This window comes from Curtobacterium flaccumfaciens, from assembly GCF_051548005.1.
GTDB lineage: Bacteria > Actinomycetota > Actinomycetes > Actinomycetales > Microbacteriaceae > Curtobacterium.
In genome coordinates this window covers 1-10,751 of sequence record NZ_JBPUGH010000117.1, presented here as the reverse complement: position 1 = coordinate 10,751, position 10,751 = coordinate 1, and the positions used below count along the sequence as shown (strand labels likewise).

The window sequence follows — 10,751 nt, the reverse complement described above, 5'->3', positions numbered from 1 at the left end:
GCCGGGCCGCGCTGCGCGCGCTCGAGCTCGTCGGCCTCCGCCCCGCCGACGGCCTCGCCGCGGGCGACCATCCCGGCGACGTCGGCGAGCCGCATCTGCGGGAGGAACAGCGCGAGCACGAGGGCGACGGCGATGAACGGCAGGAGGTACCAGAACACCGGCGCGAGCGAGTCGGCGTAGGCGTTCACGATGCCGTCCTGGATCGCCTGTGGCAGCTTCGCGAGCGCGGTCGGATCGATGCTCGCACTCGCTGATGCCGCGTCGGACGCACTGCCGCCAGCGCTCGTGAACACGTCGCGGAGCGCGTCGGTCAGGCGTGAGGTGAAGAGCGCACCGAAGACGGCCACACCGAGGGAGGCGCCGACCTCGCGGAAGTAGTTGTTCGTCGACGTCGCGGTGCCGACCTGCTCCGGCGGGACCGCGTTCTGCGCCACGAGCACGACCACCTGCATGATGAGCCCGAGCCCGGCACCGAAGACGAACAGGTACACGCAGATGAGCCAGATCGGGGTGCTGGCGGCGAGTGTCGTCATCGAGAGCATCGCGAGGCCGACCAGGACCGTGCCGACGATCGGGAACATCCGGTACTTCCCGGTCTTCGTGATGAGCGTGCCGGAGAGGATCGAGGTCCCCATCAGGCCGGCCATCATCGGGAGCATCAGCAGGCCGGAGACCGCGGCCGAGGTGCCCGACGCCATCTGCAGGAACGTCGGGACGAAGCCGATCGCCGCGAACATGCCGACGCCGAGCACGAAGCCGATCGCCGTCGCGGTCACGAAGGTGCGGTTGCGGAAGAACGACAGCGGGATGATCGGGTCCTCGGCGCGGGACTCAACGAACACGAACAGCGCTGCCGCGACCAGGAACCCGGCACCCCAGGCCCAGGTCTCCGGCGCACCCCAACCGTGGTCGCGGTTCCCGCCGGACTCGGTGAAGAACACCAGGCACGCGGTCGTCGCGGAGAGCAGCAGGACGCCCAGCCCGTCGATCCGGCGCGTGGCCTTCTTGCTCGGCAGGGTCAGCGCGAACCAGGCCACCGCGAACGCCGCGATCCCGACCGGGATGTTGATCCAGAACGCCCAGTGCCAGGTCATGTGGTCGACGAAGAAGCCGCCGAGCAGCGGGCCACCGACCGCCGACAGACCGAAGATCGCGCCGAGCGGCCCGAGGTACTTGCCGCGCTCCGAGGCGGGGACGATGTCGGCGATGATCGCCTGCGACAGGATCATGAGGCCGCCGCCACCGAGTCCCTGCAGCGCACGGAAGACCACGAACTGCCAGAAGTCGGTCGACATCGCGCAGCCGAGCGACGCCAGCGTGAACAGGGCGATCGCCACGAGGAACAGGTTGCGGCGCCCGATGACGTCGCCGAACTTGCCGTAGATCGGCATGACGACCGTCGACGCCAGCAGGTACCCGGTCGTGATCCAGGCCTGGTGCGCGACGCCACCGAGGTCGCCGACGATGGTCGGCATCGCGGTCGAGACGATCGTCTGGTCGAGGCTCGACAGCAGCATGCCAGCGATCAGTGCCGAGAAGATGATCCAGATGCGCCGCTGGGTGAGCAGCAGCGGTCCGTCGGAGCCGGGGCAGGCGCGTCTCGAGCCCTGCGCGGTGGCGGTCATGCGGTGGGGTCCTGTCCGGTGGTGGTGATGGCCGCCCTGAGTTGGCGGAGGTTGTCGGTGAGCAGCGCCTCGAACGGCGGGCTGGTGGCCTCGTCGTAGGCGTCGTCGAAGTACGTGGCCGCGGTGACCTTGAGCAGGGTGCCGGCCGTCTCGGCCACGAGCTGCGCCCGACGGTCCGCCGGGTCGTCCCAGCCGAAGCGCGCACGGACCGCGCGGGCGACGGCGGCGAGTTGCTCGTCGACGACGGCGAGGAACTTCGGCACCATGGCGGGTTCGTGCTCGAACACCCGCCGCGCGAGGTCCTGTTCGGTCCGGTCGAGCCCGACGAGGTGCACCTGCTCGATCGCCAACGCGACGACGGCGGCGAGCGGGTCGAGGTCCTCCGGCACGACGGTGCGCGTGGCGAAGTCGTGCAGCAGCGCCTCGGACGCACCCTGCTCGATGCCGAGCACGGCGTCGTCCTTCGAGGCGAAGTGGTTGAAGAACGTCCGGCGGGACACCCCGACGGTCTCGCAGAGCTGCTCGATCGTGAAGCCGTGCAGGCCGTGCTCGACCGTCGCCCGGCGTGCCTCGACGATCATGCGGCGGCGGAGCGCGCGGGTGCGTTCGGTCGTGGTCACCGACCAAGAATTGCACTATATGACTGAGAGTGCAATGAGTGCTGGTGTGACTACAGTGCCTTCGCGAAGCAGAACGACCACGGCATGGTCTCCGCGTACGGCGTGTAGACCGGGATCTGCTCCCACCCGGTCTTGCGGTAGAGCGCGACGGCCTCGGGCTGCTTGTCGCCGGTCTGCAGGATCACCCGGGCGGCACCCTGTTCCCGCGCGACCTGCTCGCCCTCGGCCAGCAGTGCGGTGGCGGCACCCTTGCCGCGAGCGGCTGAGAGGACGATGAGGCGCTTCAGCTCGACCTCGTCACCGAGCCGTCGCACGGCGATGTGCCCGAGCGCTGTGCCGTCCTTGTCGATCGCGAGGAGCGACGTGATCACGTCGGCCGGGTCGACCGTCAGTACCCGGTTGCGCTCGGCGGTGACGGCGGGGTCCTCGGCGGCGTTCGCCGAGCCGTACCGCTCGTGCATCTCCTCGTCCATCGTGGCGCGGAGCGCCACTCCGCGGGGGTCGTCCCAGGCGACGCGTTCGATCGTGATCACGAAGAACGATCCTCGCACGCCGGGACGGGCGAGAGCGGCGCACGGCGCAGCTCTGCTCGCCGCCGCGCCGGCTACCGCAGGGCAGCGATCGGCCCGTCACCCGCCCGGAACGCTGCCAGCACTGCGGCCGCATCGTCGTACACCGCCGCCGCACCGGCCCCGCGGAGCTCGTCGCCGCCCACTCCGCCGGTCATCACCCCGATGCTCGTGACACCGACCCGTCCCGCCGACTCGACGTCCCACACCGCGTCGCCCACCATGACCGCGGAGTCGGCGGACACCCCGGCCCGCTCCAGCGCGACCGCGATGATCCCCGGATCGGGCTTCGCCTGCTCGACGTCCTCGGAGCTCGTCACCGCGGTGAGCCACTCCTCGGCGTCGAGCAGTTCGCGGAGTCGCACGAGCTCGGGCTCCGGCGCGCTCGTCGCGAGGACCACGGCGTGCCCGGCGTCGGAGACCGCCGCGAGCAGGTCGCGTGCGCCGGGCAGGAGCCGGAGGCGCGGCTGCTGCTCCGCGTAGTACGCCGAGTGGTACTGCTTGGCGGCGTCGCGGGTGTCGTCGGAGGCGTCCGGCAGCAGCGCCTCGAGCAGCTTCGCGGAGTCCATGCCGATCGACCGGTGGATGCGCCAGGCATCGACGGACTCGCCGATCGCCGTGAACGCCCGCCACCAGGCGTCGATGTGGGCGTAGTTCGAGTCGACGAGCGTGCCGTCGATGTCGAAGAGGACTGCGGTCGTGGGAGCGTCGGCCATGTCGCCATGCTCCTCGGCGGCCGACGTGACGTCTCCCAGGGCTGTCCGTCGGTCAGACGGTGATCGACTCCCCGGACGCCAGGATCGCCACGGGCACCGGTCCGAGGCCGTCCGGGCCGAGGAACCGGGCGGCGGACTGCTGCCCCATGTCGCTCAGCATGGCCTCGTGGATCTGCACGGCACGCTCGGGAGCGACCGCCCGCACGAAGTCGACCGCTTCGGAGGTGTGCGACCACGGACCACTCGTGGGCACGAGCAGGGTCTGCACGGGGACCCCGGGTACGAGGTACGCGTCGCCCGGGTGGAAGACGGCGTCGTCGACGAGGAAGCCGACGTTCGCGATCGTCGGGATGTCCGGGTGGATGACGGCGTGCTGCTCGCCGAACACCCGGACCGAGAACGGGCCGACCTCGAACGCGTCACCGGCCTGCACCGCCGCGACGCGGCCGTCGTGCTCGCCGAGCTGGTCGACGACGGGCTGCGGAGCACGGACGACCAGCTCACGGTTCGCCTCGAGCCCGCTGCGGACGGCGTCGACGTCGAAGTGGTCGAAGTGCTCGTGGGTGATGAGCACACCGGTCGCCCCGCGGACCAGGTCGGCCGCTTCCGGGGTGAACGCACCCGGATCGACGACGAGGGTGGCGCCGTCGCGCTCGAGGACGACCGTGGCGTGGGTGTACTTCGTCAGCTCCATGCCGCAACTGTACAACACGGTTGTACAGTCGGGGTGCGCTGACGGTGAGCGGGCGCTCAGTCCGCGTGCCGCGCCAACCGCTCGAACAGCGCCGGCAGCCGGGCCAGGAGTGCGACCTCGTCGTCGTCGAGCTCGGCGCGCATCGCCTCGGCCAGCCAGTCCGCGCGGGCGTCCATCTCCTGCTGCAGCGCCTCGCGACCGGCTCCCGAGGCGCGGATCACCGTCGCTCGGCGGTCGACCTCGGACGCGGCGCGCTCGACGAGGCCCAGGGCTGCGAGCTCGGCGACGGACCGCGACTGCCCCTGGTGCTTCACCCCGCGTCGACGGGCGAGCTCCGCGATCGTGAGCGGCCCCTCCCGGACGAGGAAGCCGAGCGACGCCGTGTGGGCGGGCGGCATGGTGTCGCCCTCGCGGCGGACGGCACGCACCACGCGCCCGAGCGACTGGCGCAGCTCCGCCGCGAGCGCATCGATCGGGTCCCCACCCGGTTCCGTGCCGCGGTCCATGCCCGGAACGCTACCGCGGGACGACCGGGCACCACCGTGGGACGGACCGACGGGAGGCCCGTGGCGGCGCCGCCACGGGCCTCCCGGCCGTCTGCTGGTCGCGTCAGCTGCTGCGCACGTCCTGCGCCGCGCCCTGCGCGTGGTCCTGCACGTCGGACGCGGCGCCCTGCGCCTCGTCCTTGACGGTCTGCGCCGCGTCCTGCGCGGTGCCCTTGAGGTCCTGCGCGTGCTCCTTCGCGACGTCGCCGAGCTGCGAGCCGATGTCCTTCGCCTGCCCCTTGACGTCCTCGACGAGCGGAGCGACCTTGTCCTTCAGCTCACCGGCCAGCTCTTCCTCCTTGTCGGACGTCGGGATGAGCGAGGACACGAGCCAACCGGCTCCGAAGGCGATGAGCCCGACGGCGAGCGGATTGCCCTTGGCCTTCGCGACGCCCTGGTGCGCGACGTCCTTCGCGTGGTCGGCGACGCCCGAGGCGGAGCCCGATGCGCTCGAACGGGCGGAGTCCGCTGCGCCCATCACGGACTCGCGGACGTTCTGGAACCGACCCTTCACCTTCTCGGTCTGCCGGTGGGCGATGGACGACGGGCTGACCTTGTCGGCGAGCGCGTCGACGTCCGACCCGAGGTCGCCCCGCGTGCGTTCGATCTCGGCGCGGATCTGGTCGGGCGTGCGGCTCTCGTTGGGGGTGCTCATGACTTCCTCCCGGTGGTGTGGGGCTTGAGTGCTTCGGGGACTTCCTTGGCCGTCTCGACGGTCTGCGGTACGCCCTGGATCTCCTTGATCTCCTTGCGACCACGCACTGCCAGCACGGCTGCGACGATCGCGTAGACGACCGCGATGACGACGGCCGACCAGGCGTTGCCGATGAGGTACCCGAGGCCCCACCAGGCGGCGATCGACAGGAAGAAGAGGGCGAAGAGCGCGGTGATGCCCGCGCCGCCGAACATGCCGCCGGCCTTGCCCGCCTTCTTCGCCGAGGCGGTCAGCTCGGCCTTGGCGAGCGCGACCTCCTGGCGGAAGAGGTTCGACAGGTCCTTCGACACGTCGGAGAGCAGCTCGCCGAGCGGGGTGGTGGCGGCGCGCTCCTGCGGACTCGGCTCGCCGAACGGCGTCTCGTGGGCGCTCGGTGGCGTCTGGCTCATGCGCCGTCCGCTTCCTTCTCGTGCTTGACCTCGGTCGCCAGCGCCTTCGTCAGGCGGCCCGCGAGGATGCCCGCGCCGGCGGCGATCGCGATGAAGGCACCCGGTCGCTTGGCGGCGAAGGACTTCACCTCGTCGAGGAGCGAGCCGGGGTCGCGTCCCTCGAGGTACCCGGCGGCGCTGCCGGCGCGGTGCGAGAGGTCGCGGACGACCTTCGCCGCGATGCCCTGCTCGTCGTCGTTCTCGGCCATGCGTCCGAGCTGGTCGCCGATGTCGCGGAGACCGGACGCGGCGCGCTGCTGCTGGTCGGCCGCCTGGGACTTCAGGGTCGCGCTGGCCTGACCGTAGAGCTGCTTGGCGTGGTCCGTGGCCTCGGACGCGACCTTGCCGGCCTGCTCCTTGGCGGTGCCGGCGACGTCCGCGGCCTTGTCCTTCGCGTCGCCCGCGACGTCCTTGGCGGCGCCCTTCGCGGCGTCGGCCTTGCCGCTGCCACCGGAGCCGCTGCCGCTGCTGCCCGCGCCGCTGCCACCGGAGCTGCTGCCCGCGCCGGTGTCGCCGCTCGCGAGACCGATGCCCGCAGCTCCGGCTGCGCTCGGCGTCGCCGGGAGCTGCTCGTCGGCGGGGAGGGCATCGAGCGGCTCGTCGAGGACGGGGTCGACGCCGGACGCGGCGTGCTGCGCAGCACCCTCACCGAACGGTGCGTCCTCGCCGAACGGGTCGTAGGTCTGCGGCGCGTCGGCGCTGCTGATCGGCAGGCCGTCGGCGCCGCTGGTCGGCAGCCCGTCCGCGGCGGCGGTGCGGTCGTGGATCGGGGTCCCGGAGTCGTTCCCGGGTGGGTTCGTGGTCATGGTGGCCTTCCGGTTCGGTACCGCGAGCACGACGCCCGCGGGTTCGGAACCGACCGTGCGCCCGTGACGCTCCACCCCGCTCCAGACCGTCCACCGAGCGCGGTCCGGTTGTCCACCGTGCGCGGCGGCCTCGCGCTCCGGCAAGGAGCGGACCCCGCCGGCACGGCGTCAGCGCAGCGCCACCCACACCGGGAACGCCGCCGCTGCGCTCCACGCCTGGGGCCGGCAGGCGGCGGGGTACGGCGCCGGACGGGAGACGTCGGTGGCGGCGTCCCCGGCGTGCAGCTCGGGCATCCGGAAGTCGAACGCGACCGCCGCGGCGAGCAGCTGCTCGGCGAGCGCCCTGGCCTCGGCCGCGTGCCCGGTCCGGACGAGTCCGCTGATGACGACCGCGGTGTCGTGCGCCCACACGGTGCCGCCGTGGTAGCTCAGCGGCCAGTACCCGGCGGCGGTGGTCGACAGGGTGCGCAGGCCGAACCCGCTCGCCATGTCCGGGGCGACGACGCGGGCGGCGACGACGGCCTCCTCCTCGGGGGTGAGGATGCCGGTGCCGAGCAGGTGCCCGATGTTGCTCGTGGCGGAGTCGACCGGGCGCTTCGAGGCGTCGAGGGCGATCGCCGGGTAGGGCCCGACCTCGTCGCGGACCCAGAACGCTTCGCGGAAGCGCTCCGCGAGCCGCGCGGCCCAGGCGCGCCAGTCGTCACCGCCGCTGCGGCCGAAGGCATCGAGCAGGTCCGCGCCGTGCTCGGCGGCCTCGTGCGCGTACCCCTGCACCTCGCAGAGGGCGATCGGCCCCTCCGCGAGCGTCCCGTCGCGCCACTGCACGCTGTCGCCGGAGTCCTTCCACCCCTGGTTCGCCAGGCCGCGGCCGGTCTCGTCGACGTACTCGAGCAGCCCGTCGCCGTCGTCGTCGCCGTGGTCCCGCATCCACACCAGGGCCCGTTCGAGTGCGGGGAGCAGCGCCTCGACCTCGGCGTCCGGCAGCCCGGCACGCCAGGCGTCGTGCAGCAGGCAGACCCAGAGCGCGGTGGCGTCGACGGTGCCGTAGTACAGCGGCGGCAGTGTGAGCTCGTCGTTGTCGATCGCGAGGGTCGCCTGGCGGAGCTCGTGCATGACCTTCCCGGGCTGTTCGGCCGTCGCGGGGTCGGTCCGGGTGCCCTGCAGCGCGGCGAGCACCCGGAGCGTCCCGCCGGCGATCGACGTGTCGACGGGCAGCAGGAAGCGCGCGGCCCAGATCGAGTCGCGGCCGAACAGGGTGAAGAACCAGGGGGCGCCCGCGGCGAGGAACTCCCCTTCGGGCCGGGTGAGCCGCAGGGCGTCGAGGTCGTCGGTCGCGCGTGCGAGCCACCGGCGGAGGCGGTCGTCCCCGACGCCGTCCGGTGCGGCGAACGGAGCGGGGGTGGTGGCACCCGTCACGACGGCGTCCGGCGCGAGGACGGCGCAGTCCCAGCCGACCTCGACGACGCGCTCGCGTGGGACGCGCCAGGTCAGGACGACGTCACCGTCGTCGAGGGCGACGTCGGCTCCGGGGGCACTCAGCGTCACCTCGACCGATCCGGCCGTCCAGGAGGCGCGGCTCGCCCCCTCGGGGCCGGCCTGCGTCGGGAGGGCGGCCGGCACCGGCGCGGGGGCGCCTCCTCCCTTCACCGCGTCCATGCCGCTCGCGTCCGGCGAGATGCGCACCGTGACCTCGATCGTCCCCGTGGCGGTCTCGTCCGGCCCGGGGTCCCCGGCGGTGCGGTCCGTGATGCGGAGGGTCTCGGCCACGCCGTCGACCCGCACGCGCCGACGGCGGTCGAGGCGGACGTCGGGGTCGGCACCGGGAGCGTCCAGCCCGCGGAGGAGCGCGGTGAAGACGACCTCTCGCGCGTCCACCGGCGCGGTCGACACGGGTTCGGCGTCGGTGCCGGCGATGGTCACACCGACCGCGGACACGAAACGCTGGTCTCCGGTCCAGTACCCGTGCACGGGGTTCGTGCCGACGGTGCCGTGCCGGTCCGACCACGCCTGCGTCGGCGCGGCGAGGACGACGACCTCGTCGTGGAGCAGCGGTTGCCGGGGCGTCGCTGACGCTGCCGCCTTCGTGGTCGTGGTGATGCTGGTCGTCGTGGTCATTCCTTGACCGCCCCGTCGCTCGTGTTCATGATCCGCTTCTGGAAGACGAAGAAGGCGATCGCGACGGGGATCGTCATCACGAACGCGGCAGCGAGCTTCACCGGGAACTGGTTGCCGGCGCTCAACGCGCCGGAGGCCAGGGAAGCGACGCCCTTCGTCAGGGTGGTGAGTGCTGGCGAGGACGCCGACACGATGAAGTGCGGGAGCTCGTTCCAAGACCCCTGGAACGACAGGATCGTGATGGTCACGACGGCCGGACGGGCCATCGGCAGCACGATCGACCAGAACGTCCGGAACACCCCGGCGCCGTCGATCTTCGCCTGTTCCTCGACGCTCACCGGGATCGACTCGAAGAAGTTCTTCATGATGAACACCCCGGCGGCGTCGACGAGCAGCGGGATGATCATGCCGGAGTACGAGTCGTACATGCCGAGCTGGTTGATCACGAGGAACTTCGGGATGAGCAGCACGACGTTCGGCACCGCCATCACGGCGATGATGAGCGCGAACACCGTCTGACGTCCGGGGAACCGGAGGCGTGCCAGCGCGTAGCCGGCGAGGGAGTCGAAGAAGATCCGACCGACGGTGACGCACACGGCGACGATCACCGAGTTCATCGTCCAGATCCCGAAGTCGGAGTTCTCGAACAGCGTCCGGAACGCCGCGCCCGTCCACGTCGCGGGGAGCGCGAGCGGGTGGAGCGATGCGTCCTCGTCGGTCTTGAACGAGTTCACGATCGCGACGTAGAACGGGAGCAGGTAGACGACGGCGATGACGGCGCCGACGACGAGCAGTGCGATCCCGCGGCCGGTGAGCCGACGTGGCCGCCGGCCCGGGCCGGGCGCCTGCGTGACGGTGGCGGCGCGGAGGTCCGGCACCGCGCCTCCCGGCCGGGTGGACGTGGCGGTCATCGCGACCCTCCCTGCTCGATCCACCGCATGCGCCGGCGGGAGACCGGACGCTCGCGCAGCGCCCAGCGCTGGAGCAGTGTGAAGACGACGATGATCGCGAACAGGATGAAGGCGATCGCGGCACCGACGCCCCACTGCTGACTCTGGAACGCCGACGTGTACGACAGGTAGGCGGGCGTGAGCGTGGTGTTCGCCGGCGCCCCCTTGGTGCCGGTGTAGATCTGGTCGAACACCTGCCACGTCCCGATCAGCCCGAGGGTCAGCACCGTGAAGAGGGTCGGGCGCAGCTGCGGGAGCGTGACCCGCCAGAACCGCGTCCAGGCACCGGCCCCGTCGATCATCGCGGCCTCGTCGACGTCGTGCGACAGGTTCTGCAGCGCCGCGATGAACAGCAGCATGAAGGTGCCGCTCGTCGTGAACACCGCCAGCAGGATGAACGCGCTCATCGCCACCGACGGGCCGGCGAGCCATTCCGACCACGGGATGCCGAGGGCCGTGTGGTCGGCGAGGAACGCCGGCGGGGTCCCGGCGCCGAGCTGGAAGATGCCGGTCGGTTCGTTGAACCAGTTCGGCCCCTTCAGCCCGATCCACCCGATGACCGCGTTCACGGCACCGGTGGACGAGAACAGGAACAGCCAGAGGACCGTGATCGCGACGGAGCTCGTCACCGACGGGAAGTAGAACGCGGTCCGGAAGAACCCGCGGCCGCGCAGGGCCCGGCCGTTCACGAGGACGGCCAGACCGAGCGCGACAGCGGTCTGCAGCGGCACGACGAACACGACGTACCAGAGGTTGTTCCGCAGGGCGGTCCCGAAGTTCTGCTCGTCGAGGCCGCCCCCGCCGAGGATCTTCGCGTAGTTCTGCCCGCCGACGAACTGCACGCCGGACGAGAACGGGCTGCCGACGCCGCGCCAGTCCGAGACGCTCACCCACGCGGCCATGACCACGGGAACGAGGAGGAACAGGCCGAGCACGATCACCGTGGGGGCGGTGAACAGCCAGCCGGA

Annotated in this window: 12 protein-coding genes; all 12 read right to left on the bottom strand. The window is 71.8% G+C overall.

Annotated features, from left to right (window positions below):
* On the bottom strand, nucleotides 1-1,625 hold a 1,625-nt coding region (locus ACSW7Y_RS13040; protein ID WP_438126701.1), incomplete at its 3' end, for an MDR family MFS transporter.
* Nucleotides 1,622-2,245: a TetR/AcrR family transcriptional regulator gene (locus ACSW7Y_RS13035; RefSeq protein WP_438126700.1), complete on the bottom strand. Its 624-nt coding sequence runs from the start codon at nucleotides 2,243-2,245 to the stop codon at nucleotides 1,622-1,624. The genes ACSW7Y_RS13035 and ACSW7Y_RS13040, both read right to left, overlap by 4 nt.
* A gap of 50 nt (nucleotides 2,246-2,295) precedes the next feature.
* Complete coding sequence (locus tag ACSW7Y_RS13030; RefSeq protein WP_438126699.1) at nucleotides 2,296-2,778, bottom strand: GNAT family N-acetyltransferase; 483 nt, start codon at nucleotides 2,776-2,778, stop codon at nucleotides 2,296-2,298.
* Nucleotides 2,779-2,849: 71 nt separating this feature from the next.
* On the bottom strand, nucleotides 2,850-3,530 hold the full coding sequence (locus tag ACSW7Y_RS13025) for an HAD family hydrolase (protein WP_438126698.1): 681 nt from the start codon (nucleotides 3,528-3,530) through the stop codon (nucleotides 2,850-2,852).
* Between the two features lie 52 nt (nucleotides 3,531-3,582).
* Nucleotides 3,583-4,224 carry an MBL fold metallo-hydrolase gene (locus ACSW7Y_RS13020; RefSeq protein ID WP_438126697.1) on the bottom strand — a complete coding sequence of 214 codons (642 nt, stop codon included), beginning with the start codon at nucleotides 4,222-4,224 and terminating at the stop codon, nucleotides 3,583-3,585.
* Nucleotides 4,225-4,280: 56 nt separating this feature from the next.
* Complete coding sequence (locus ACSW7Y_RS13015; RefSeq protein WP_438126696.1) at nucleotides 4,281-4,730, bottom strand: MarR family winged helix-turn-helix transcriptional regulator; 450 nt, start codon at nucleotides 4,728-4,730, stop codon at nucleotides 4,281-4,283.
* 103 nt (nucleotides 4,731-4,833) lie between these two features.
* Nucleotides 4,834-5,424: a DUF3618 domain-containing protein gene (locus ACSW7Y_RS13010; RefSeq protein WP_438126695.1), complete on the bottom strand. Its 591-nt coding sequence runs from the start codon at nucleotides 5,422-5,424 to the stop codon at nucleotides 4,834-4,836.
* Nucleotides 5,421-5,873: a phage holin family protein gene (locus tag ACSW7Y_RS13005; protein WP_438126694.1), complete on the bottom strand. Its 453-nt coding sequence runs from the start codon at nucleotides 5,871-5,873 to the stop codon at nucleotides 5,421-5,423. Before ACSW7Y_RS13005 ends, ACSW7Y_RS13010 begins: the two co-directional genes overlap by 4 nt.
* Complete coding sequence (locus ACSW7Y_RS13000; RefSeq protein ID WP_438126693.1) at nucleotides 5,870-6,718, bottom strand: hypothetical protein; 849 nt, start codon at nucleotides 6,716-6,718, stop codon at nucleotides 5,870-5,872. Before ACSW7Y_RS13000 ends, ACSW7Y_RS13005 begins: the two co-directional genes overlap by 4 nt.
* Nucleotides 6,719-6,886: 168 nt before the next feature.
* Nucleotides 6,887-8,833: an amylo-alpha-1,6-glucosidase gene (locus tag ACSW7Y_RS12995; RefSeq protein ID WP_438126692.1), complete on the bottom strand. Its 1,947-nt coding sequence runs from the start codon at nucleotides 8,831-8,833 to the stop codon at nucleotides 6,887-6,889.
* Nucleotides 8,830-9,744, bottom strand: coding sequence for a carbohydrate ABC transporter permease (locus ACSW7Y_RS12990; RefSeq protein WP_438126691.1), 915 nt, complete (start codon nucleotides 9,742-9,744; stop codon nucleotides 8,830-8,832). Before ACSW7Y_RS12990 ends, ACSW7Y_RS12995 begins: the two co-directional genes overlap by 4 nt.
* Nucleotides 9,741-10,751: carbohydrate ABC transporter permease (locus ACSW7Y_RS12985; RefSeq protein WP_438126690.1), on the bottom strand; the 1,011-nt coding region annotated here is incomplete at its 5' end. The genes ACSW7Y_RS12985 and ACSW7Y_RS12990, both read right to left, overlap by 4 nt.